Origin of the sequence: Streptomyces sp. NPDC052496, from assembly GCF_040679095.1 — a bacterium.
Classification (GTDB): domain Bacteria; phylum Actinomycetota; class Actinomycetes; order Streptomycetales; family Streptomycetaceae; genus Streptomyces.
Genome location: NZ_JBFAUH010000013.1, coordinates 184,635 through 204,685, shown reverse-complemented (window position 1 = coordinate 204,685; position 20,051 = coordinate 184,635). Strand labels below are relative to the sequence as shown.

Sequence of the window (20,051 nt, the reverse complement as noted above, 5' to 3'; positions counted from 1 at the left end):
CCGCAGGACGAGGGTGGGGTGTCGGGGATGTCGGGGGCGTCGAAGGGCGTCGGGGCATCGGAGGCAGGATGTGACATGGGGGGTGGGCGGTTGGCAGCATGCCGCGCATGGTTGTCGGGGAGCAGCAGGGTGAGTGGGTCACGGTCGTGGCCAACAGGCCGGAGCGGTACCACTGGGTGCTGGCCGGTGTCATCGTCGGGGTCGGGTTGCCGGCCGGGCTCTTGTCGGGGTCGGTCGACCTCCTTGTCGCCGCGGGCACGGCGCTCGTGTGCGTGCTCGTCCTGGCCCGGATCGGCCATGCGTGCAGCGTCACCGTGACGGGCCAGGAGGTGCGGCGCCGCGGAGTCTTCGGCAGGACACGCCGCATCCCCCGCGGGGACATCGCCACCGTGCTGCACGCCCCGCACCTGGACCTCGGCAACAACCAGCGCGCGGACTGGCTGGCGCTGCTGGACGGGCACGGCAGGCCGCTGCTGCGGCTCTCCAGCCAGAACATCTGGCCGCGGGCAGGGATCGAGCGGCTGCGTGACGCCGTGGGCGGGCCCACCGTGCGCACCGTGCCGATCGTCAGGATGCCGCACGCGCAGGCCCGCACGGTGCGCGAGCGCTTCCCGCTGGCGATGCCGTACCGCGTGGCCCACCCGAACATCTTCGGCTGCGCCTTCGCCGCGCTGCTCGTCGCCGGCATCGCGGCCGGCGTGATCATTTTCGCGGTGCTGAACCCGTAGCGGCCCGGCGGTCGTCAGCGGGGCGGGGGCGCCGGGGCCGCCGATCCGTCGCGGCGCGGGGTTTCGGCCAGCGCGCTCCGGGCCGCGTCGAGGATGTTGCCGAACGTGCGCGTGATGACCGGCCGCGCGACGTGCCGGGTGAGGAAGCCGCCGACCAGGGGGACGGGGATCTCGGCGCGGGTGGTCCAGCGGACGTGGGTGCCGGCCGGGGTCTCGGTGAAGGTCATCCGGCCGAGTTCGTGCCGGGACGGCGGCAGGCTGCGCTCGACGACGTATTCGGTGGCGTACGGCGGGTCGTAGTGCGTGATGCGTTCCCGGAACCAGCCGATCAGCCAGAGGTGGCTGCGCACCGCGCCGACGCCGTACGGTGCCGTCTCCCCGTGCCGGGTCAGGCGGCAGCGCAGCACCAGGGGTGAGCGGGTGTAGTGGGTGGTCGTGGTGAGCCAGTCGAACACCGCCGCGATCGGGGCGTCGATGTCGCGTTCCACGGTCATGGTTTCCACGGCTGGGCTCCTCCTCTGTCGAGTGTGCGCACCGCGTCCGCGTGGTGCAGCTTGTCCGGGTTGCGTACGCCGTACATGCCGGTGATCCGGCCGTCGCGGACCTCGAAGGCGACCAGCCAGTCGAGGCCGCCGTCCGTCATGAACCGGGCCGCGGCCATGCCGTTGTACGTGGCGGGCTCGACGCGGGCCGTGGCGGCGCTGGTGCGGTACGCGCCGAGCACGAACCGGGCGACCTCGGTGCGGCCGGTGACCGGGCGGCGGGCGGCGGTCGCCTTCCCGCCGCCGTCGGAGAGGACCACGACGTCGGGCGCCAGCAGGTCCATCAGTGACTGGATGTCGCCGGTCGCCGCCGCGGCCAGGAACCGCTGGACGATCTCCCCGGTGACCTGGGAGACCGGCTCGTAGCGGCGCCGCCGCGCGTGGACGTGCCGGCGGGCGCGGTGGGCGGTCTGCCGTACGGCGACCTCGCTCTTGCCGATCGAGGCGGCGATCTCGCCGTGGGTGTACCCGAACACCTCGTGCAGGACGAACACCGCGCGCTCGGTCGGGTTCAGCGTCTCCAGGACGAGCATCATGGCCATCGACACCGACTCGGCCAGCACCGCGTCCTCGCTCACCCCCGGCGCCGTACGGATCGGCTCGGGGAGCCACATCCCGACGTACTCCTCGCGCCGCGCCTTGAGCGCACGCAGGTGATTGAGCGCCTGCCGCGTCACCGTACGGACGAGGTAGGCGCGCGGATGCCCGACCGTGGCCGGGTCGACCGCGCTCCACCGCAGGTAGCTCTCCTGCAGTACGTCCTCGGCGTCGGCGGCGCTGCCCAGCATCTCGTAGGCGATGGTGAACAGCAGCGGCCGGTGTGCGGTGAAGGCGTCCTCCGTCACGGTTCACCCCCGTCGTGTGCGTGGACCGGCATCCGGTGTGGCCCCTCCGGCATGGTGTCCGGCTCCTCTCCTCGGCGTCATGGAGACACGTCGCGCCGGCGAAGCGTGACAGACCGGCGGTGTGGTCCAGCTCACACCACTGCCCGGACCGGCCGGGGGACCGTACCGGCGGCCTCAGGGCGTCCCGGCCGGCCTGGTGCCCACCGCGACGGTGGCGCTGAGGTCGTCGTCCGTCGCCAGCCGGGTGACGAGGCCGTGGCGGCGGAAGGCTTCGAGGGTGTCCGGGGCCTGGCGTTCACTGGTCTCGATCAGGAGGTGGCCGCCGGGGGCGAGCCACCGGAGCGCGCCGGCCGCGACCCGGCGCTGTACGTCGAGGCCGTCCGTCCCGCCGTCGAGCGCCACCCGGGGCTCGTGGTCGCGGGCTTCCGGGGGCAGCAGGCCGATGGCCTCGGTCGGTACGTAGGGGGCGTTGACGACGAGGAGGTCGACGCGGCCGCGCAGGGCGGGCGGCAGCGGTGCGTAGAGGTCGCCTTCGTACACCTGGCCGGTGGCGGGCGGGATGTTGCGGCGGGCGCAGCGTACGGCGGCGGGTTCGATGTCGGTGGCGTGCAGGTCGATGCGGGGAGGCGGGGCCGTGCCGGTGGCAGCGGCAGTGGCGGGGGCCCCGGTGGCGGGGCCGCTCAGGGCGGCGGCCAGGGCCGCGCCGACGGCGCCCGTACCGCAGCACAGGTCGACGACGACGGGCCGCGGACCGGCCGCGTCACGCGCGCGGACGAGCGCGGCGGCCTGGCCGACGAGGAATTCGGTACGGCGGCGGGGGACGAAGACGCCGGGGTCGACGGCGATCCGCAGACCGCAGAACTCGGCCCACCCGACGACCTGTTCGAGGGGCAGGCCGGCGATCCGGCGGTCCGCCATGGCGGCCAGGTCGGAGGGGGTGCGGGCGGTGGCGGCGAGGAGTTGTGCCTCGTCCTCGGCGAAGACGCAGCCGGCCGCCCGGAGTCTGGTGACCAGACCGGTGAGGGACGCGGCGGCGGGGGAAGACAGCGGAAGTGACATGCGCGATCGGGCCTTTCGGGGAGCCGAAGGGCGCTCTCGCGGTCACCTGCCTCGGAGGGACCGTACAGCCGTGAGGTGAGAGCACCCGGCTTGGACAGCGGTAATGGGTCTCACCTCCTTGGTCGTCCACTGTGTGGGCTGGTCACCTTACCCGAAGCGGGCAGCCGCGGGCGGGAACGGCGGCGCGGACCGGGGCACCGGCGGGGGCGCGACCGCACGGCCCGGGACACCGGCAGGGGGCGCGCGGCGGCGCGCTTCGCCCCGGCCGGGCCGTCGCCGGTCTCGACGTGGCGGTGCCGGGGCTGGAGGGTGGAGGCGGGGTGCCTTCGCGCGAGGCGGCGACCGGGGGGTCGCCGTGGGGCGGGGCCGGAGAGGCGGGCGGCGATGGCGGGTGCCGGAAATCCCTACATGCGGGGGCTGTTCGCCCCGGTGCGGGAGGAGACCACCGCGTACGAGATGGCCGTGACCGGCCGGATCCCGGAGGAGCTGGACGGGCGGTACGTGCGCAACGGGCCCAATCCGCTGGGGGTGGACGACCCGGCGGCGTACCACTGGTTCAGCGGCGACGGCATGCTGCACGGCGTGCGGCTGCGCGGCGGCCGGGCCGAGTGGTACCGCAACCGCTGGGTGCGCTCCGACGCGATGGCGCTGCGCCTGGGCGAGAAGATTTTGCACGGGCCGCGCCACCTGGACATGGACTTCGCCCCGAACACGCACGTCACCCGCTTCGCCGGGCGCCTGCTCGCCCTGGTCGAGGGCGGTTCGCTGCCGTACGAGCTGGACGGCGACCTGGAGACGGTGGGCCCCTTCGACTTCGCCGGCACCCTGCCGGGCGGCCTCGCCGCGCACACCACCATCGACCCGGACACCGAGGAGCTGCACTGCGTGGCGTACTGCTGGGCCTGGCCGTACGTGCAGTACCTGGTCGCGGGGACGGACGGCCGGATCCGGCGGCGTGTGGACATACCGGTCGACGGGCGGCCGATGATGCACGACTTCTCGCTGACCGAGCGGCATGTGCTGCTGTACGACCTGCCGGTGGTCTTCAACCCGGGCGGGGTGGGCGTCGGGCCGTCCTTCCCGTACGTGTGGGAGCCGGGCCGCCCGGCCCGGCTGGGCCTGCTGCCGCGGGAGGGTGAGGCGTCGGACGTACGGTGGCTGGACATCGACCCGTGCTTCGTCTTCCACCCGATGAATGCGTACGAGACGGAGGACGGCAGCGGCCGGATCGTCGTCCACCTGGTGCGCTACGAGCGGCTGTTCGCGAAGGGGCGTACGGGGCCGGACGGGTCGCCGCCCGCGCTGGAGCGCTGGACGGTGGACCCGCGGGCCGGCCGGGTGCGGCGGGAGCGGCTGGACGACCGGCCGGTGGAGCTGCCCCGGGTGGATCCGCGGCGGCTGACGCTGCCGCACCGGTACGGGTACGCGGTGCTGGAGTCCGGGGCGTCGGACGTGCGGGGGGCGCAGTTCCCGGGGATAGAGCGGGTGGGGGCCGGGCTGCTCAAGTACGACCTGGAGCGCGGCACCAGCGAGGTGCGCCGCTTCGCGCCGCGGGGCGGCGTGGGGGAGGCCGTGTTCGTGCCGGCGGGTCCGGACGCCGCGGAGGACGACGGCTGGCTGCTGTCGTACGTCTTCGACCCGGACCGTGACGCCACGGACCTCGTCATCCTCGACGCCCAGGACTTCACGGGCGAACCGGCCGCGCGGGTGCACCTGCCGGTGCGGGTGCCGGTCGGGTTCCACGGGGCCTGGATACCGGACCGGGAGTGAGCCGGGGGATTTCCGTCGCCCGCCGCCTCCCCGCTGCGCAGGGCCGCCGCCCGGCGCTCAGCTCGCCTCTGGGTGGCGGGCCCCGTACGTCTCCTCGATCTCCCGCATGTGTGCGCGGCCCCATGCGCCGAGCGGTTCCAGTGCCGTGTTGAGCGAGGTGCCGAGCGCGGTGAGGGAGTACTCCACCTTCGGCGGGACCTGGGGGTGCGCCTCGCGGTGCACGATGCGGTCGGCCTCCATCTCGCGGAGCTGCTGGATCAGCACCTTCTCGCTGATCGCCGGCAGCCCGCGCTTCAGCTCGCCGAAGCGCTGCGGCCCCTGGGCCAGCGCCCACAGCAGCAGGACCTTCCACTTGCCGCCGATGACGTCCACGGCCGCGTCCAGGCCGCACTCGTACGGGCTGTTGCGTCTGCTCATGGCCGGGCCCCCTGATCCCACTTACCAAAAGGTAGGTACCGCACCAAATAGTCGGTACTTGAGGAATGGTAAGCCACCGGCAAACATCGGCAGGGCGCGCGCCACAGCAGCATTCGGCAGGTTCGACAGGCCGGTGTGGCGGCGTACGGGTGCGCCCGTACGCCGCCACGGGCCAGGGGAGTTGGAAGCATGGGTGACAACCGCACTCCGGTGACGGTCATCGGGCTGGGTGACATGGGTGCCGCGCTGGCCGGGGCGTTCCTCGCGCAGGGCCGCCAGGTGACGGTGTGGAACCGCACGGCGGCCAAGGCGGACGCCCTGGCCGCCCGGGGCGCGCTCCGGGCCGGCACGGTCGGCGACGCGGTGGCGGCGAGCCCGCTCGTGGTCGTCTGCGTGCTCGATCACGGCGTGGTGGAGGACGTGCTGGGCCCGGTGAGCGGCGCGCTCGCGGGCCGTACGGTCGTCAACCTCACCAACGGCACGCCCGAGCAGGCCCGTAAGGCCGCGGCCTGGGCGGACGAGCACGGCATCGGCTACCTGGACGGCGGGATCATGGCCGTACCGCCGGGCATCGGCACGCCCGGGGCGTTCATCCTCTACAGCGGCCCGCGGGAGCTGTTCGACGCGCACCGCGAGGCGCTGTCGGCGCTCGGCCGGCCCGAGTACGCCGGCACCGACCCGGGCGCCGCCGCCCTCCAGGACCTGGCCCTGCTCACCGGCATGTACGGGATGCTGTCGGGCGTCGTGCAGGCGCTGGCCCTGGTCCGCTCGGCGGGCTTCGGCCCGGTGGACTTCGCCACGGCGAAGCTGGTGCCGTGGCTGGGCGCGATGGCGGCGGCCGTGCCGCACTACGCCGGGCAGATCGAGAGCGGTGACTACACCCAGGGCGTGGTCTCCCGCCTCGCCATGCAGGCGGCGGGCCTGGAGAACATCTTCCGGGCCCACGAGGACCAGGGCGTCAGCACCGAACTGCTGGCCCCGCTACGGGCGCTGGTCGCCCGGCGGCTGGCCGAGGGGCACGGCGCGGAGGACTTCCCCGGCGTGGCCGAACTGCTCGGCGGGGGCGGGGCTACCGCCGGCCGGTGACGCCCGGCCGGCGGGATCCCGTACGGGGGCGGGAGCCCGCCGGCCGCCGCACCGGTCACGTGCCCGACCCCCGTACGGGCCCGTGCCGCGCGCGCAGAGTGGGAGCGGGGCCGCGGTCCCGCCCTCATCCCCCGTACGGACGCGCTTCCCGCGCCTCGCGCAACGCCTGCGCCCACCAGGCGAGCTGGTCCAGCAGCGCGGTGGCGGCCCGGTCGGCGTCCAGGGGCTCGCGCAGGTTGCCCTCGTCGTCGAAGAGCCGGCCGGCCATCGGGAAGCTGACCGTCTCGCGCACGGTCGTCGCGTGCAGTTCGGCGAAGACCAGGCGCAGTTGCTCGACGGCGCGCAGGCCGCCGGAGACCCCGCCGTACGAGACGAAGCCGACCGGCTTGGCCTGCCACTCCTCGCGCAGCAGGTCGACGGCGTGCTTGAGCGGGGCGGGGAAGGAGTGGTTGTACTCGGGGGTGACGACGACGAAGGCGTCCGCGGCGCCGACGCGCTTGGCGTAGGACGCCATCTCCTCGCTGCCGTACCGCAGTTCGTACGGGCGGACGTCGTCCAGGTCGATGACGTCGACCACGACGTCGTCCCGCCGGCCGGCGTGCCCGGCGAACCAGTTCGCGACGACGGGCGCGAACCGGCCCTCACGGGTACTGCCGACGATGACGGCGAGGGTGAAGGGGCGCTCGGGCATGGCGGGTCTCCTGAAGGCGGTGGTCCGAAGCCGTCGGTCGGCTTCGGAACCAGACGCTAAAACCTCAACCAAAGTTCATGTCAAGGCCTGGCCCCGGGCTGACCCCGCCCCGTCACTGTGCGCCGAAGAGCGTCAGCAGATCCGTCTTCTGGAACATCCGGGCCGTCTCCACCGCCGACGGCGTGCCCGCCGACGGGTCGGCGCCGTGCGACACCAGGATCCGCACGACCGCGTCCTCGCCCTTGAAGACGGCGCCGGCCAGGGGCGTCTGGCCGCGGTCGTTGGTGCGGTCCGGGTCGGCGCCGCGCTCCAGCAGGGCCGCGACCGCGTCGGCGTGGCCGTGGTAGGCCGCGAGCATCACCAGGCTGTCGCCCTTGTCGTTGGTGAGGTTGGCGGGCACACCGGCGTCCACGTAGGCGGCCAGCGTGCTGGTGTCGCCGTGCCGCGCGAGGTCGAAGACCTTGGCCGCGAGCTGCAGCACCTCGGGGTCGTGCGCGTGCTCGGTCGTGTCGGGACCTTGGGGCTCCGTGTTCGCGTCACTCATGGTCGCCGGCCTCCTGCTCTGGTGGTGCGGCGGTGTCCTGCAACTCCCGCCGGGGCCTTCTAGCTGTCCCCGCCACCTTATTCAGCACACCCGCCGGGCGGACCCTGGCGCGCGCCGGAGCCCCGGCCGGAACGCGTCAGAAGACGTCCGGGCACCACGGCCGGCGCGCCGTGTGCAGCAGCAGGTCGGCGGTGGCCAGGGCACCCGGCCGCTCCTCGTCGGCCCGGCCCAGCGCGGCCAGCCGTACCGCGGACTCGTCGCCCAGGTAGAGCGACGCGAAGGCGCCCACGTCGAGGGTGAGTTCCGCGCTGCGGTCCGTACGCGTACAGGTGGCGCCCTGCGGGCCGGCCTCCAGAAGGTAGCGTCCGCCGGCCAGTTCCGCCTCGTCCCGGATCTCCAGGACGAGGGAGCCGTCCGCAGGGTACGTACGGGCCTCCAGCAGCCGCGGGACGTCCAGCGGCCGGACCCACAGGAAGTCGGAGTGCCGCACGATCCGTGCCGCGCGCGGGTCGCCGAGGTGGTACGGCAGCAGGTCGTCGGGCCCCCGCAGGCCCGTCCTGACGTGCAGCACCCAGTCGATCGAGTACAGGAAGCGCCACAGGGCCCGCTCGGCGGCCGGGGTGGTCCCGGTCAGGCGGTCGACGGTGAGGGTGCACTGCGGCAGCTTGTGCTCCCACACGTCGTCGACCCGGTACGTGACCATGCCCTCGACCGCGCCGGACGCGGACCGGTACACGGCGCGGAACCGCTCCTTGACGGGGACGTGCGGGTGCGGGACGGCCCCGGTGTCGGCCTGCCACCAGCTCGCGGGCAGGTCGATCGCGCCGGGCTGCCCGGCACGGAACCGGTCGTGCAGCGCGGGGCCGAGCTCGCCCGCCTCGTCGTGGTCGGCGAAGTCGACCCGGCCGCCGTCGTCCGGGCTCGCGTGCCGCGGATCGAGGGCGGCGCGCGCCACGTCGACGTGCCATTCGGTGCACCAGGTGGCCGGCCCGAAGCCGAACCGCCCGTATATCGGGTACTCCGCGGCGACCAGCGTGGCGAGCGCGTCGCCGCGCTCCTTGGCGGCCCGCAGGTCCTGCGCCATCATCCGGCTGAGCAGGCCGCGCCGCCGGTGGGTGGGGGAGACCGTCACGCTCGTGACGGCGTCGGCGGGCACCCGGGCGCCGCCGACGACGGTCAGCTCCTGCGCGAAGCTGCGGAACGTGGCGACCCAGCGGCCGTTGTCGTACGCGCCCTGGGTGCGGTCCGGGTCGTAGGCACCCCGGCGGAACTCGATCTCTTCCTTCGTCACCTCGGGCGGCCGCAGGAAACCCGTGGCCAGGCCCCGGACCCAGCCGGGGAGGTCCGCGTCGCCGACCGTACGCAGCTCGACCGTCATGGGCGTACGGTAGCGACGGCCCCGGCCCGCCGTCGCGGCAATATCCGGGGGCGGCGCCCGCAGCCGGGCGCCGACCGCCTCAGAACGCCGCGCGGATCTCCCCGACGCGCTCCGCGCCGCCCAGCAGCGGCGCCTCCGCGATGCGCTCCAGCACCGGCGACTCGACGCCCATCAGACGCAGCACGCGGCCGAGTATCGGGCCGAGCGTGCGGGTCGCCCCGTCGTCCACCTTGAACGCCAGCGCCCGCCCGTCCGGCAGCGCCACCGCCTGCACGGCCTCCGCGCCCATCTTGGACAGCACGCCGGGCAGCGCCTGCATCAGCCAGGTGTCGGGGCGGCGGGTGCCGGCCACGTACTCGGGGTGGGCGCGCATCGCGTCGGCCACCCGCCGCTCCGGCGTCCCGGGGTCGGCCAGTACGTAGTGCCGGAACGAGCGGGCCAGGCCGGTCAGGGAGATCGCCATCAAGGGTGCGCCGCAGCCGTCGGTGCCGATGTGCTCGACGCGCTCGCCGCTCGCGGACCGCACCGCCTCCAGGGCCAGCTGCTGGAGCGGGTGCTCCAGGTGGAGGTAGGACTCCAGCGGCCAGCCGTTGGCGGCGCAGGCGGCCAGCATGGCGGTGTGCTTGCCGGAGCAGTTCATGGTCAGCGGCTCGCGCACCCGCCCGGACGCCAGGTACGTCTCCGCCTCGGCCGGGTCCAGCGGCAGGTCCGGCGGGGTCCGCACCAGCCCGGCGGACAGGCCGTGCTCGCTGAGCATCTTCTGCACGAGGTCGAGATGAAAGCTTTCACCGGAGTGGCTCGCGGCGGCCAGCGCCAGCCGCTCGCCCGACAGGTCCAGCCCCGCCCGCAGGATCGCGGCGGCCTGCATCGGCTTGTTGGCGGAACGCGGGAAGACCGGGGAGGTCACATCGCCCAGCGCGGTCTCGACGCTGCCGTCCGCCGCCAGGACCACCAGCGAACCGCGGTGCCGGCCCTCGACGAAGCCCGAACGCACGACTTCGGCGAGGACGGGGGATATACCGGCCTGGGCGGACCCTTCGGTAACGGGGGAGGTGCTCATCGGGGGCCTTCCGGGGAATGACCCGCGATCCCCCCGGAACCGTGTGGCCGCCGGGTCAGGAGAGCAGGTCGTCTACTTGTGCTTCGCCTTCACGGTACCTGCGGGCGATCTCCGCACTGCAATCGTCGGCGGTCCGCTGCAGGGCCTGGCGCCGCCGGGAGACCTGCTGCTCGTAACGGACCAGGCGGGCCATCGCGTCGTGCAGCTCCTGGTCCGTGCGGGCCGTGAGGTCCGACAGCTCCACCTCGCCGAGCATCTGCTCCGCCAGCTGGCGGTACTCCTCGCTGTGCGGCATGCCGAGCGTCACGTGGCGGGCCGAGGAACGGTGCCGGGACGGCCCGTCCGTCAGGATCTCCGGGAGCCGGTCCAGCAGGGGCGAGTGCGGGGCCGTACGGCGGGTGCTCTCGGCCCGCAGGATGTCGATCCGGCCCTGGAGCAGCCGCCGCACATAGCTCAGGTCGGCCTCCTCCCGCTGCGCCTCGCGCCGTACGACGCGCAGGTCGGGCAGGCTCAGCCGGGGCAGCTCGGGCCGCGGGACCGGGCGGAAGCGGTCGCGTTGCAGCGGCGGCCGGTGCGGTGCCGTGCCTGCCTGGAACATGGGACCGTCCTCCGTGCGGGCGGGCCCGGCGGGCGCCGGGGCCTGCGGGGTCGTACGGGCCGCCGTCGGCGCCGTACGGGCGATCGGTACGGGTCCGGGGGTGTGCCCGGGACCGGCAGTGCTCATGAGTCGTTCCGTCCCCTCGTCCGGTGCGGTCGTGCGGGCAGGTTGTCCGCGCGACGCACCGCGTGCACGCATCGTGCCACTGCGGGCGGGCCGTCCGCAGGGCCAGCCATGGCCATGGCACCCGAACGGCCCCGGCAGGGTACGGCTGTCGGATGCCCGGGCGCGCCGTGCATCATGGGCGGTATGCGAGCTGTGGTGCAGAGGGTCGACGGCGCACGCGTCGAGGTGGACGGCGAGACGGTCGGGGAGATCGTCGGAGAAGGGCTGTGCGTGCTGGTCGGAGTGACGCACGACGACACTCCGGCGAAGGCCGCGCAGCTCGCCCGCAAGCTGTGGTCGGTGCGCATCCTGGACGGCGAGAAGTCCTGCTCGGACACGGGTGCGGGCCTGCTGGTGATCAGTCAGTTCACTCTCTACGGTGACGCCCGCAAGGGCCGCCGGCCCACCTGGAACGCGGCGGCCCCCGGCCCGGTGGCCGAACCCCTCGTCGACGAGGTCGTCACGCAGCTGCGTGCCCTGGGCGCGGAGGTCGCCACGGGCCGCTTCGGCGCGGACATGAAGGTCTCGCTGACCAACGACGGCCCGTTCACGGTGCTGCTGGACGTGTGACCGCGGCGCCTACGGCTCGACCACGACCTCCTGGGCCGCCGCGGTGCTCTCCGCGAGCAGCGGCGCGTCGACGGGGACGTTGCGCTTGACCAGGGCCAGCGCGATGGGGCCCAGCTCGTGGTGGCGGGCCGAGGTGGTGACGAAGCCGAGCTGGCGGCCTTCGGCGCCGTCGGCGGCCAGGCGTACGGGGGCGCCGTGCGGCGGCAGGTGCACCTCGCTGCCGTCCAGGTGCAGGAAGACCAGGCGGCGCGGCGGCTTCCCCAGGTTGTGGACGCGGGCCACGGTCTCCTGGCCGCGGTAGCAGCCCTTCTGGAGGTGGACGGCGGTGCCCAGCCAGCCCAGCTCGTGCGGGATGGTGCGGTGGTCGGTCTCCATGCCCAGCCGCGGCCGGTGCGCCTCGACGCGCAGCGCCTCCAGGGCGAGGGTGCCGACGGCGGGGCCGTGGGCCGCCGCGAAGGACTCCAGCTCGCCGCGGGGCAGGAACAGGTCCCGGCCGTGCGGGGTCTCCCGGACGACCGCGTCCTTCGGGGCCTCGGCGATGGAGCCGGCCGGCAGGTGGACGACGGCGTACTCGTCCGTACGGTCGGCGACCTCGACCCGGTAGAAGAACTTCATGCTCTCCAGGTAGGCGATCAGCGCCTCCTCGTCGCCCGGCTCGGTGTGCAGCCAGGTGGTCTCCCCGTCGTCGACGAGGTAGAGGGCGTGCTCGATGTGGCCGTTGGCGGAGAGGATCAGCGCCTCGGTGGCGTGGCCGGGCGCGAGGTCGCTGACGTGCTGGGTCAGCAGCAGGTGCAGCCAGCTCAGCCGCTCGGGGCCGCTGACGGTGACCACGCCGCGGTGCGAGAGGTCGACGAGGCCGCGGCCGTCCGCGAGGGTGCGTTGTTCGCGGAACAGGTCGCCGTAGTGTGCGGCGACGCCTTCGTCGGGGGCCTCGGCCGGAACGGCACCGGGCAGCGACAGCAGCGGACTGGCTTCACGTTGACGCGGCATACCCCAAGCGTACGACCGGCTACGACGGGGTCACCGACCCGCCCTCGGCGTGCGGACCGCCGTCCGGTGTGCGCGCCGCGCGCTTGCCGGTGCACGCCGCACAGCGCCCGAAGATGGCGAAGTGCTTCAGGTCGGTGTCGAAGCCGAACGTTTCCCGCAGCGTCGTCGTGAACGGTGCGGCCACCGTCTGATCGGCCTCGATCACTTCCGTGCAGTCCCGGCACACCAGGTGGATGTGGTGGTGCCGGTCGGCGAGGTGGTACGTGGGCGCGCCGTGCCCGAGGTGGGCATGGCTGACCAGGTTCAGCTCCTCCAGCAGCTCCAGCGTCCGGTAGACGGTGGAGATGTTCACGCCGCCCGCCGTGCGGCGCACCTCGGTGAGGATGTCGTCGGGGGTCGCGTGTTCGAGCTTGTCCACCGCCTCCAGCACGAGCTGTCGCTGCGGGGTCAGCCGGTACCCGCGCTTGCGGAGGTCGCTCTGCCAGTCGCTGCTCACCACACCGACAGTGTAGGAGGGTGCTCAGCGGCCGCCTACTTCCCGCAGATAGCCGGAGAGCGCGGTGACGGCTGCCGGGTTGCGCGGGCTCTCCACCAGGTCGGCGTAGTCCATGACGTAGATGTGGTCGTTCTTGACCGCCGAGACGTTCTTCAGCGGTCCGTACGACTTCAGGAATGCCTTCTTCTGCTCGGCGGTGGGCGTGCCGTAATCGTTGATGACGATCACGTCGGGGTCGCGCTCGACCACCGACTCCCACCCGACCGTGGTCCAGGAGTCCTTCAGGTCCTTCATGACGTGGTCGCCGCCGGCCTTGGTGATGATGTCGTGCGGCCCGGCGAAGCGCCCGGAGGTCATCGGCTTGTCCTGGCCGCCGTCGTACAGGAAGACGGTGGGCCGCTCGCCGTCCTCGGGGGCCTTGGCCTGCGCGTCGGCGATCTGCTTGCGGTACTTCGCGATCAGCGCGTCCGCCCGGTCCTCGACGTCGAAGATCTTCCCGAGGGTCTTCAGGTCGGTGTAGAGCGCGTCCAGCGGCGGCATCACGCCCCGCGCGCGGCCCTGGCCGCCGTCGGTCCCGTTGCGGCACGACTCGGTCAGGACGTAACTGCCGATGCCGAGCTTCTTCAGGGAGGCGGGGGTGACGTCGCTGTCCTCGCCGAAGCCGTAGTTCCAGCCCGCGAAGACCAGGTCGGCCTCGGCGTCCAGGGCGATCTCCTTGGTGATCGCCTTCTTGGAGAGCCAGGGCACCTTGCCGTACGCGTCCTTCCAGGCGACCGCGTCGAGCTTGCCCCGGTACGCCGGCATGACGTACCCGGCCATGTGGTCCTCCAGGCCGAGCGCGAACATGATGTCGGCGATCCCGACGTCGTTGGTGACCACGCGCCGCGGCGCCTTGGCGTACGTGGTCTTCGTGCCGCAGTTCTCGATCGTGACCGGGTAGTGGCCGGACCCGCCGCCCGCCCCGGACGCCTTGGCGGCGCCGTCCTTGCCGTCCTCGGCGACGTGCGCGCCACAGCCGGTGAGCGCGGCGAGCGTGAGGGCGGTGAGCAGGGCGGCGGGGCGGTGGCGGGTGCGCATGGGGGTCCTCACGGGAGTGCTCACGGGGTGGTCGAGGGGTCGGTACGGCCGGGCAGGCGGTCGAACAGCAGCTGTACGACGCCGGTCTCGGGATGCGGCACCCGGTGCGCGCGCACCCCGAACACCTCGGCCAGCAGCTCCGGGCCCAGCACGTCGTGCGGCGCGCCGGAGGCGACGATGCGCCCGCCGGAGATGACGTACAGCTCGTCGCAGTGCACGGCGGCCAGGTTCAGGTCGTGCAGCGCGGTCAGCACCGTCAGCCCGCTGTCCCGCACCAGCGCCAGCAGCTCCAGCTGCTGCGCGATGTCCAGGTGGTTCGTCGGCTCGTCCAGCACCAGCACCCGCGGCTCCTGGGCCAGCGCGCGGGCGATCAGCACCCGCTGCTTCTCACCGCCGGACAGGCTCAGGAAAGCGCGCCCGGCCAGGTGGGCCGCGCCGGTCCGGGCCAGCGCCTCCTCGCACACCCGCAGGTCCGCGGCGCTCGGCCGCCCCGAACCGCGCTGGTGCGGCAGCCGCCCCATCGCGACGACCTCGGCAGCCGTGAACCCGAACTCGGTGGCCGACTCCTGGGGCAGCGCGGCCAGGTGGCGGGCCCCTTCGCGGACGCCCATGGCGTGCAGGTCGGCGCCGTCCAGCCGGACCGTCCCGGTGGCCGGGCGCAGCGCACGGTAGGCGCAGCGCAGCAGGGTGGACTTGCCGCTGCCGTTGGGCCCGACCAGCCCGACGACCCGGCCGCTGCCGGCGTGCAGGGTGATGTCGTGCACGAGCCGGGCCCCGGCCACGTCCACGGACACCGCGTCGAGGTCGATCCGCATCAGGCCCCGCCTCCGTACGTACCGCCGTGTCCAGGCATCAGGCCCCGCCTCCGAACGTGTAGCCGCGGCGCCGCATCAGCAGGACGAAGGCCGGCACGCCGAGCACCGCGGTGATCACTCCGACCGGGAGCTCCACGGGCGCCAGCGACACCCGGGACAGGATGTCCACCCACACCATCAGCACCGCGCCCAGCAGCGGCGCCACCGCCAGCACCCGGCGGTGCCCGGCGCCCACCAGCATCCGGGTCACGTGCGGCACCATCAGCCCGACGAAACCGATCGCGCCGCTGACCGCGACCACCGCGCCGGTGACGGCCGCGGTCACCGCGAACAGCTCCCGGCGCAGCCGCCCCGGGTCCACGCCGAGCGCGGCGGCCGACTCGTCGCCCATGGCGAGCGCGTTGAGGCGGCCGGCGGAGAGCACCAGGTACAGCAGCGCCCCGGCCACCGCCGCCGCGGCGACGGGCAGCGAGCCCCAGCCCGCGCCGCTGAGGCTGCCGAGCAGCCACATCATGGCGGAGCGCGCCGCCTCGCCCCGGTCGGCGGCGAAGACCATCAGGGTGGAGACGGCGGAGAAGCCGTAGTACATCGCGGAGCCGGTCAGCACCAGGCGCAGCGGGGTCAGGCCGTGCGGGCTGCGGGCCGCCGCGTACACCAGCGTCATGGCCAGCAGCGCCGAGCAGAAGGCGGCGGTGGACAGCGCCCAGACACCGAGCGCGGCCAGCGAACCGAAGAGCAGGACCGCGTTGGCGCCGACCGCGGCGCCGGAGGAGATGCCGAGCACGAACGGGTCGGCGAGGGCGTTGCGCACCAGCGCCTGGACGGCCACACCGACGGCGGACAGCCCCGCGCCGACCACGGCGGCCAGCAGCGCGCGCGGGAAGCGCAGCTCCCACACGATGGTGTACGCGGAGACCTCGTCGGCGGTGATGGTGCCGCCGCTCAGCCCGGAACCCAGGTAGCGCAGCACGTCGCCCCACCCGATGCCGGACGCGCCGAGGCCGACGCCGCACACCAGCGAGGCGAGCAGCACCAGGGCCAGCCCGGCGACCAGCGGCACCGTGGGCACCGGCGAGCCGCCACGGGGCCGGGCGCCGGTGTCCTGCCCGGGCGCGGCGGCCGGGGCGGCGGTACGGGCGGAGGCGGTACGGGCGGGGTCGGCCAAGGGACGTACGCCTTCGGCTCGGGCCGCGTCCGTACGGTCAGGGGTGACGGCGCGCGGCGCGGGGCCGGCGGCGGTGTCCCCTCGCAGTCCACGGCGAGTTGTCAGGAACGGGCGCCCCCGCGGGTGATCGGGCTGGCGGAACGGGCGTTCCGCACACCGTTGCGGGTCAGCGCCGGACTCTCACCGGACTTCCCCCGCGGGGCGCTCTGTGACTGTCTGTGCTGGTACGCAGACCTGTGACGGTCTACTTGAAGAAGGCGATGCCGTCGTCCGGCAGGTCCTTGAGGTCCTTGGCCCACTCGCGCGGGTCGACGACCTTCTTCAGGTGCGCCGACATGTACGGGCGCAGCGGCACCTCGGGGGTGGCCTTCTCGCCGACCCACATCAGGTCGCTGTTGACGTAGCCGTACAGGCGCTTGCCGCCGGTGTACGGGCCGGAGGCGGCGGTGCGCGCCACGGCGTCGGTGGCCAGGTCGATCTGCGGCTTCTGGTCGGCCAGCTCGCCGTACCAGACCTCCGCCACGCCGCCGTCGCGGATCATCACGATCTCGACCTTGCGGTCCTGGTCGATGCGCCAGTAGCCGGACTCGGTCTCCAGCGGCGCGACCTTCTTGCCCTCGCCGTCGAGCACCCAGCTGTGCGAGGTGTATTCGAGGAAGTCACGGCCGTCGTGCGTGAAGGTGACCTCCTGGCCGAAGTTGCACTTCTCGGTACCGGGGAAGTCGGCGACGCCGGCGCCCTCCCAGTTGCCGAGCAGGAAGGCGAGGGGCACGAGGGCCGGGTTCAGGTCGGACGGGATCTCGATCATCAGCTCAGGCGATCTGTATCGGGGAACAAGGCAGGGCGCGCGAAGCGCTCGTACGAAGGGCGGTGGCGGGTGACGGGCGGGCCGGGTTCCTAGCGCTGGCCCTGGTACAGCTTCTTCCAGGTCAGCCCGGCGAAGGCGACGACGCCGACGGCGACCAGGACGAGCAGGGTGGTGAAGACTGCCTCAAGCACGAGCGCGCTCCTCGGACGGAGTGAGGTGTTACGGACCGGGAGCGAGTCTAGTCGGCGCGGTCGGTGACGGCGCTGTGAGGTCGGTCCCGCCGGGTGTCCCGGGCGCCCGCCGCCCCCGGGACACCCGGTGCCGCCGGCTCAGCCCAGGAGCTGCTGCTGGAGGGCGACGGACTGGTGGAAGGCCGTCGGTACGGTGCCGCCGGGGCGGGAGTGGACGATCAGGGCGACGGTGTCGCCGGCGTACACGTACGCGTACCGCATCGAGAGAGCGCCCTCGGAACCCGTCTCCTTGTAGACCTCCACCCCGGGCCCGAACCAGCCGCCGATGGCCGAGCCCGCCTCCTTCGGCACGGCCTTCTTGTACGCGTCGTCCTGTCCGACGGTCTGGGCGTCCCGCAGGAAGACGGCCGGGCCGCGCGCGTCGCTCAGCACGGTCCACCGGAAGAACTCGGCCACCGCGGCGCTCTCGAACTGGAGCAGGTGCACCCGGGACCGGGTGCCGTCCGGCATGGTCCAGCCCCGCGAGGCGGTGCGCCGCGGCGCGTAGTCGGCCAGGTGCCGCCGCAGCAGATCGTCGTACGGAGCCGCGTACTCCCCGGCGAAGGGGGCGGCGTCCGGTGTGCCGTCCCCGCTCTTCTTGTCGAGATCCACCGTGGCGTCCTCGGGGGCGGACAGGCGCAGCGCGCCGAGGTCGGCGTGGTGGATGCCGCGATCGGAACGGGCCTGGTCGGCGAAGGGGGCCGAGACGCCCCGTGGCAGCGGTGGCCGGTGCTGCTCCGGGTACGTCCAGCGGCCGTCGCCCGGTGTGCCCAGGCCGGGCAGGTCGGTACGGTCGGCCGAGGTGAGCCCGTAGGCGATGCCGGTACCGAGGACGGCGCAGACCGCGACGGCGGCCACGAGGCGGGGCAGGATTCCGGGGCGGCGTCTGCCGCCGCCGTCGGCCGGTGCGCCGGTGTCGGTCATGCGGTGCCTCCGTGCGCGGCGATCCGGTCGAGTTGCCGGGAGAGCTGACGCGCTCCCTGCGTGGTGTCCAGTTCCCTGGGCCCGTACGCGGTCAGGAGGACCAGGACGCCTTTCACGTGTCCGGCGCACAGCATCGACGCCGTCGATGCCGCGCCGGGCCGTTCGGGCAGGACGCACCGTGCGCCGGGGTGGTCCGGGAGCCGGGGGCCCTCGCGGACGCCGTCCCCCACGAGCGCGGCGGCGAGGTCTGCCGGACCGTTCCCCGCCGCGTCTGCCGTGAGGCGGATGAGCTGCACTTCCCGGATCTGGTGGGCGCCGGGGTACGTCCGTAGGGCCGACTCCTCGGCGCCGTGGCGGCGGAGTGCGGTGGTGAAGGCGTTCTTGGCGCTGTCGGGCAGCGGTCTGATCAGTTCCGCCGCCAGACCGGCCGACCGTGCGGGGCCGTACACGGAGTCGTCGCGGAACCGGCCGGTGTCGGGGCCGTTGCCGGGGCCGCCCGGGGCGGGCAGCAGCCCGGCGCGGAGAGCGGCGGCGCCACCGCCGGGACCACCGGGGTCCTCGGCGGTGAACTGCGACGCCCGCGCCGGGGCCTTCCGCAACTGGTCGAGCTGCCGCTCGGCCAGCGACGTCGCGGTGTCCTGGTCGACCCGTGCGGTGTCCTGAAAGATCATTTCCAGACGACACCGCCGCGCCGCGCCAGGGCGTGGGCCTGGTACACGGGCTCGCCGTCCAGGCTCTCCACCGTTTCGTCGTTCAGGTGCAGTTCCCCGGTGGCGGTCCCGGACAGTTTCACGTCGGCGCCGAACCCCTTCCGCTGTTCCTCCAGCCCCGTCCGCACGTAGCGCGCGGCCATCGCGGTGTTCGTGTCGCGGAACTGGAGCAGGATGGTGCGGACCGTGAGGCTGCCGCGGTGCCACTCGTCCATCACGGCCCGCCGGAACCCGCCCTCGGCGAGCCTCTTGAACGGCTCGGTGGCGTCCTCGTACATCTCGGTGAATTCGTCCAGGCGCAGGCCGCGACGGCTGTCCCGCTCGGCCGTCACCCCCGCAGGCCGCGGCGCCAGCAGCGTCTCCAGGTCGCCGTCGGACCACGGCGCGGCCGCCGGCCGTGGCGCCGCGTCCCCGGCCGCCTGGGCCGGAACGCCCCCGGCCAGCGGCGGCAGCGGTGTCGGCGGCCGTCCGTACTGGACGGCGTAGCCCGTGGCCACGCCGCCGACGACGCCGAGGGCGGCGCCCAGGGCGATCAGCGGGCGGGTACGGCCCGCACGGCGCGCGAAGCGGCGGCATAACCCCGGGCGGGGTGGCTGGTCAGGACGGTCCGGCTGCATGCGGCCCCCATAAAGATCGTGTGCAGGTCGGACAACTGACCAACTGCGGGGCCGAAAGGTTGCGTTGGCGAAAGCCCTAAAGTGGCCGTATGGCGAAGAAGCTGGTGATCAAGGTGACGGCGGGGACGGACGCCCCCGAGCGGTGCTCGCAGGCGTTCACGGTGGCGGCGGTGGCCGTGGCCAGCGGGGTGCACGTCTCCCTGTGGCTGACCGGGGAGTCGGCGTGGTTCGCGCTGCCGGGGCGCGCGGCCGAGTTCGAGCTGCCGCACGCGGCACCGCTGCCGGACCTGATCGACTCGATCGTGGCGGGCGGCGGCACCATCACCGTGTGCACGCAGTGCGCGGCCCGCCGGGACATCGAGGAGAAGGACCTCATCGAGGGCGCCCGGATCGCCGGGGCGCAGGTCTTCGTGAGCGAGGTCATGCCGGACGGGGTGCAGGCGCTGGTCTACTGAGGCGGGGCGGGGGCGCTCAGCGGTCGTCGAGCTCGCGCCACCACCGGTCCGACTCGGGGTCGCCCGACTCGTCCCACCAGCGTTCGCCCGGCTCCCGCCGGTTGCCGATGATCGCCGCGAACGGCGGGATGACCATGGCGACCACGCACATCGCCACGGCCGCCGGTACGGACCACAGCCGTACCACGCCCCAGGCCAGGACGAAGAGGGCGATGCACACACCCATCAGGACGAAGTACCGGCGGTGCCGGCGCTGCGCGGGCGGACGCTGCTGCGCGGACATGCTTCCACCGTAGATCCGGCCGGGGTGG

24 protein-coding genes and 1 riboswitch are annotated in these 20,051 nt (G+C 73.8%); of the genes, 5 read left to right on the top strand and 19 right to left on the bottom strand.

Going from position 1 to position 20,051, the window contains the following annotated elements:
• Window positions 1-107 precede the first annotated feature (107 nt).
• Complete coding sequence (locus tag AB0L45_RS19165) at window positions 108-728, top strand: hypothetical protein (protein ID WP_365841296.1); 621 nt, start codon at window positions 108-110, stop codon at window positions 726-728.
• 14 nt (window positions 729-742) lie between these two features.
• Here the strand turns inward: AB0L45_RS19165 and AB0L45_RS19160 are convergent, their stop codons facing one another.
• The 3 genes from AB0L45_RS19160 to AB0L45_RS19150 all read right to left on the bottom strand — a co-directional run bounded on the left by AB0L45_RS19160 (window position 743) and on the right by AB0L45_RS19150 (window position 3,174).
• A complete protein-coding gene (locus tag AB0L45_RS19160; protein WP_365841294.1) occupies window positions 743-1,231 on the bottom strand; it encodes an SRPBCC family protein in 489 nt (162 codons plus the stop codon).
• Window positions 1,219-2,115 (bottom strand): RNA polymerase sigma-70 factor, encoded by an 897-nt coding sequence (locus AB0L45_RS19155; protein WP_365841292.1) that lies wholly within the window; start codon window positions 2,113-2,115, stop codon window positions 1,219-1,221. The genes AB0L45_RS19160 and AB0L45_RS19155 overlap by 13 nt, the downstream gene beginning before the upstream one ends.
• 174 nt (window positions 2,116-2,289) lie before the next feature.
• Window positions 2,290-3,174: a putative protein N(5)-glutamine methyltransferase gene (locus AB0L45_RS19150; RefSeq protein ID WP_365841290.1), complete on the bottom strand. Its 885-nt coding sequence runs from the start codon at window positions 3,172-3,174 to the stop codon at window positions 2,290-2,292.
• A gap of 384 nt (window positions 3,175-3,558) precedes the next feature.
• Between AB0L45_RS19150 and AB0L45_RS19145 the strand changes: the two genes are divergently transcribed.
• Window positions 3,559-4,944 (top strand): carotenoid oxygenase family protein, encoded by a 1,386-nt coding sequence (locus tag AB0L45_RS19145; protein WP_365841287.1) that lies wholly within the window; start codon window positions 3,559-3,561, stop codon window positions 4,942-4,944.
• Between the two features lie 57 nt (window positions 4,945-5,001).
• On the opposite strand, the gene AB0L45_RS19140 is transcribed toward AB0L45_RS19145, so the two are convergent.
• Window positions 5,002-5,361: a helix-turn-helix domain-containing protein gene (locus tag AB0L45_RS19140; RefSeq protein ID WP_365841285.1), complete on the bottom strand. Its 360-nt coding sequence runs from the start codon at window positions 5,359-5,361 to the stop codon at window positions 5,002-5,004.
• Between the two features lie 189 nt (window positions 5,362-5,550).
• Here AB0L45_RS19140 and AB0L45_RS19135 point away from each other — a divergent pair, with 189 nt between their 5' ends.
• Window positions 5,551-6,447 (top strand): NAD(P)-binding domain-containing protein, encoded by an 897-nt coding sequence (locus tag AB0L45_RS19135; protein ID WP_365841283.1) that lies wholly within the window; start codon window positions 5,551-5,553, stop codon window positions 6,445-6,447.
• Between the two features lie 124 nt (window positions 6,448-6,571).
• On the opposite strand, the gene AB0L45_RS19130 is transcribed toward AB0L45_RS19135, so the two are convergent.
• The 5 genes from AB0L45_RS19130 to AB0L45_RS19110 form a co-directional block, all read right to left on the bottom strand.
• Window positions 6,572-7,138, bottom strand: coding sequence for an NAD(P)H-dependent oxidoreductase (locus AB0L45_RS19130; RefSeq protein ID WP_365841281.1), 567 nt, complete (start codon window positions 7,136-7,138; stop codon window positions 6,572-6,574).
• Between the two features lie 112 nt (window positions 7,139-7,250).
• Window positions 7,251-7,682 carry an ankyrin repeat domain-containing protein gene (locus AB0L45_RS19125; RefSeq protein ID WP_365841279.1) on the bottom strand — a complete coding sequence of 144 codons (432 nt, stop codon included), beginning with the start codon at window positions 7,680-7,682 and terminating at the stop codon, window positions 7,251-7,253.
• Between the two features lie 136 nt (window positions 7,683-7,818).
• Complete coding sequence (locus AB0L45_RS19120; protein ID WP_365841277.1) at window positions 7,819-9,060, bottom strand: GNAT family N-acetyltransferase; 1,242 nt, start codon at window positions 9,058-9,060, stop codon at window positions 7,819-7,821.
• A gap of 79 nt (window positions 9,061-9,139) precedes the next feature.
• Window positions 9,140-10,120 (bottom strand): asparaginase, encoded by a 981-nt coding sequence (locus AB0L45_RS19115; protein WP_365841275.1) that lies wholly within the window; start codon window positions 10,118-10,120, stop codon window positions 9,140-9,142.
• Between the two features lie 55 nt (window positions 10,121-10,175).
• Window positions 10,176-10,844 carry an ABC transporter substrate-binding protein gene (locus AB0L45_RS19110; protein ID WP_365841273.1) on the bottom strand — a complete coding sequence of 223 codons (669 nt, stop codon included), beginning with the start codon at window positions 10,842-10,844 and terminating at the stop codon, window positions 10,176-10,178.
• A 183-nt stretch (window positions 10,845-11,027) separates the two neighbouring features.
• On the opposite strand from AB0L45_RS19110, the gene dtd reads away from it, so the two are divergent.
• The gene (gene dtd / locus AB0L45_RS19105) at window positions 11,028-11,453 is read left to right on the top strand and encodes a D-aminoacyl-tRNA deacylase (RefSeq protein WP_365841271.1); all 426 of its coding nucleotides are present in this window, start codon (window positions 11,028-11,030) and stop codon (window positions 11,451-11,453) included.
• Between the two features lie 9 nt (window positions 11,454-11,462).
• Here dtd and AB0L45_RS19100 read toward each other — a convergent pair whose 3' ends face one another.
• From AB0L45_RS19100 to AB0L45_RS19060, 9 genes are all read right to left on the bottom strand, one after another.
• The gene (locus tag AB0L45_RS19100) at window positions 11,463-12,443 is read right to left on the bottom strand and encodes a folate-binding protein (protein ID WP_365841269.1); all 981 of its coding nucleotides are present in this window, start codon (window positions 12,441-12,443) and stop codon (window positions 11,463-11,465) included.
• Between the two features lie 19 nt (window positions 12,444-12,462).
• A complete protein-coding gene (locus tag AB0L45_RS19095) occupies window positions 12,463-12,942 on the bottom strand; it encodes a transcriptional repressor (RefSeq protein WP_365841267.1) in 480 nt (159 codons plus the stop codon).
• A 21-nt stretch (window positions 12,943-12,963) separates the two neighbouring features.
• The gene (locus AB0L45_RS19090) at window positions 12,964-14,016 is read right to left on the bottom strand and encodes an ABC transporter substrate-binding protein (protein ID WP_365841265.1); all 1,053 of its coding nucleotides are present in this window, start codon (window positions 14,014-14,016) and stop codon (window positions 12,964-12,966) included.
• Window positions 14,017-14,036: 20 nt separating this feature from the next.
• Entirely contained in the window at window positions 14,037-14,831 is a 795-nt protein-coding gene (locus AB0L45_RS19085) for an ABC transporter ATP-binding protein (RefSeq protein ID WP_365841263.1), read from the bottom strand.
• Between the two features lie 37 nt (window positions 14,832-14,868).
• A complete protein-coding gene (locus tag AB0L45_RS19080) occupies window positions 14,869-15,900 on the bottom strand; it encodes an iron ABC transporter permease (protein ID WP_365841385.1) in 1,032 nt (343 codons plus the stop codon).
• 217 nt (window positions 15,901-16,117) lie between these two features.
• A riboswitch (cobalamin riboswitch) is annotated at window positions 16,118-16,191 on the bottom strand.
• Between the two features lie 49 nt (window positions 16,192-16,240).
• A complete protein-coding gene (locus AB0L45_RS19075; protein ID WP_365841261.1) occupies window positions 16,241-16,804 on the bottom strand; it encodes an FABP family protein in 564 nt (187 codons plus the stop codon).
• A 329-nt stretch (window positions 16,805-17,133) separates the two neighbouring features.
• Complete coding sequence (locus tag AB0L45_RS19070; protein ID WP_365841259.1) at window positions 17,134-17,958, bottom strand: hypothetical protein; 825 nt, start codon at window positions 17,956-17,958, stop codon at window positions 17,134-17,136.
• Window positions 17,955-18,629 carry a hypothetical protein gene (locus tag AB0L45_RS19065; RefSeq protein ID WP_365841257.1) on the bottom strand — a complete coding sequence of 225 codons (675 nt, stop codon included), beginning with the start codon at window positions 18,627-18,629 and terminating at the stop codon, window positions 17,955-17,957. The genes AB0L45_RS19070 and AB0L45_RS19065 overlap by 4 nt, the downstream gene beginning before the upstream one ends.
• Window positions 18,626-19,285 (bottom strand): hypothetical protein, encoded by a 660-nt coding sequence (locus tag AB0L45_RS19060; protein WP_365841255.1) that lies wholly within the window; start codon window positions 19,283-19,285, stop codon window positions 18,626-18,628. The genes AB0L45_RS19065 and AB0L45_RS19060 overlap by 4 nt, the downstream gene beginning before the upstream one ends.
• An 89-nt stretch (window positions 19,286-19,374) precedes the next feature.
• On the opposite strand from AB0L45_RS19060, the gene AB0L45_RS19055 reads away from it, so the two are divergent.
• Window positions 19,375-19,740, top strand: a complete 366-nt coding sequence (locus AB0L45_RS19055; protein ID WP_365841253.1) for a DsrE family protein — start codon at window positions 19,375-19,377, stop codon at window positions 19,738-19,740.
• Between the two features lie 16 nt (window positions 19,741-19,756).
• Here the strand turns inward: AB0L45_RS19055 and AB0L45_RS19050 are convergent, their stop codons facing one another.
• On the bottom strand, window positions 19,757-20,023 hold the full coding sequence (locus tag AB0L45_RS19050; RefSeq protein WP_365841251.1) for a DUF3099 domain-containing protein: 267 nt from the start codon (window positions 20,021-20,023) through the stop codon (window positions 19,757-19,759).
• Window positions 20,024-20,051 lie beyond the last annotated feature (28 nt).

Excerpts from the sequence above, each read along its gene's own strand:
- AB0L45_RS19165 (WP_365841296.1), top strand. The coding sequence starts at position 108 with ATGGTTGTCGGGGAGCAGCAGGGTGAGTGGGTCACGGTCGTGGCCAAC.
- AB0L45_RS19150 (WP_365841290.1), bottom strand. The coding sequence starts at position 3,174 with ATGTCACTTCCGCTGTCTTCCCCCGCCGCCGCGTCCCTCACCGGTCTG.
- AB0L45_RS19145 (WP_365841287.1), top strand. The coding sequence starts at position 3,559 with ATGGCGGGTGCCGGAAATCCCTACATGCGGGGGCTGTTCGCCCCGGTG.
- AB0L45_RS19140 (WP_365841285.1), bottom strand. The coding sequence starts at position 5,361 with ATGAGCAGACGCAACAGCCCGTACGAGTGCGGCCTGGACGCGGCCGTG.
- AB0L45_RS19135 (WP_365841283.1), top strand. The coding sequence starts at position 5,551 with ATGGGTGACAACCGCACTCCGGTGACGGTCATCGGGCTGGGTGACATG.
- AB0L45_RS19130 (WP_365841281.1), bottom strand. The coding sequence starts at position 7,138 with ATGCCCGAGCGCCCCTTCACCCTCGCCGTCATCGTCGGCAGTACCCGT.
- AB0L45_RS19125 (WP_365841279.1), bottom strand. The coding sequence starts at position 7,682 with ATGAGTGACGCGAACACGGAGCCCCAAGGTCCCGACACGACCGAGCAC.
- AB0L45_RS19120 (WP_365841277.1), bottom strand. The coding sequence starts at position 9,060 with ATGACGGTCGAGCTGCGTACGGTCGGCGACGCGGACCTCCCCGGCTGG.
- AB0L45_RS19115 (WP_365841275.1), bottom strand. The coding sequence starts at position 10,120 with ATGAGCACCTCCCCCGTTACCGAAGGGTCCGCCCAGGCCGGTATATCC.
- AB0L45_RS19110 (WP_365841273.1), bottom strand. The coding sequence starts at position 10,844 with ATGAGCACTGCCGGTCCCGGGCACACCCCCGGACCCGTACCGATCGCC.
- dtd (WP_365841271.1), top strand. The coding sequence starts at position 11,028 with ATGCGAGCTGTGGTGCAGAGGGTCGACGGCGCACGCGTCGAGGTGGAC.
- AB0L45_RS19100 (WP_365841269.1), bottom strand. The coding sequence starts at position 12,443 with ATGCCGCGTCAACGTGAAGCCAGTCCGCTGCTGTCGCTGCCCGGTGCC.
- AB0L45_RS19090 (WP_365841265.1), bottom strand. The coding sequence starts at position 14,016 with ATGCGCACCCGCCACCGCCCCGCCGCCCTGCTCACCGCCCTCACGCTC.
- AB0L45_RS19085 (WP_365841263.1), bottom strand. The coding sequence starts at position 14,831 with ATGCGGATCGACCTCGACGCGGTGTCCGTGGACGTGGCCGGGGCCCGG.
- AB0L45_RS19075 (WP_365841261.1), bottom strand. The coding sequence starts at position 16,804 with ATGATCGAGATCCCGTCCGACCTGAACCCGGCCCTCGTGCCCCTCGCC.
- AB0L45_RS19070 (WP_365841259.1), bottom strand. The coding sequence starts at position 17,958 with ATGACCGACACCGGCGCACCGGCCGACGGCGGCGGCAGACGCCGCCCC.
- AB0L45_RS19065 (WP_365841257.1), bottom strand. The coding sequence starts at position 18,629 with ATGATCTTTCAGGACACCGCACGGGTCGACCAGGACACCGCGACGTCG.
- AB0L45_RS19060 (WP_365841255.1), bottom strand. The coding sequence starts at position 19,285 with ATGCAGCCGGACCGTCCTGACCAGCCACCCCGCCCGGGGTTATGCCGC.
- AB0L45_RS19055 (WP_365841253.1), top strand. The coding sequence starts at position 19,375 with ATGGCGAAGAAGCTGGTGATCAAGGTGACGGCGGGGACGGACGCCCCC.
- AB0L45_RS19050 (WP_365841251.1), bottom strand. The coding sequence starts at position 20,023 with ATGTCCGCGCAGCAGCGTCCGCCCGCGCAGCGCCGGCACCGCCGGTAC.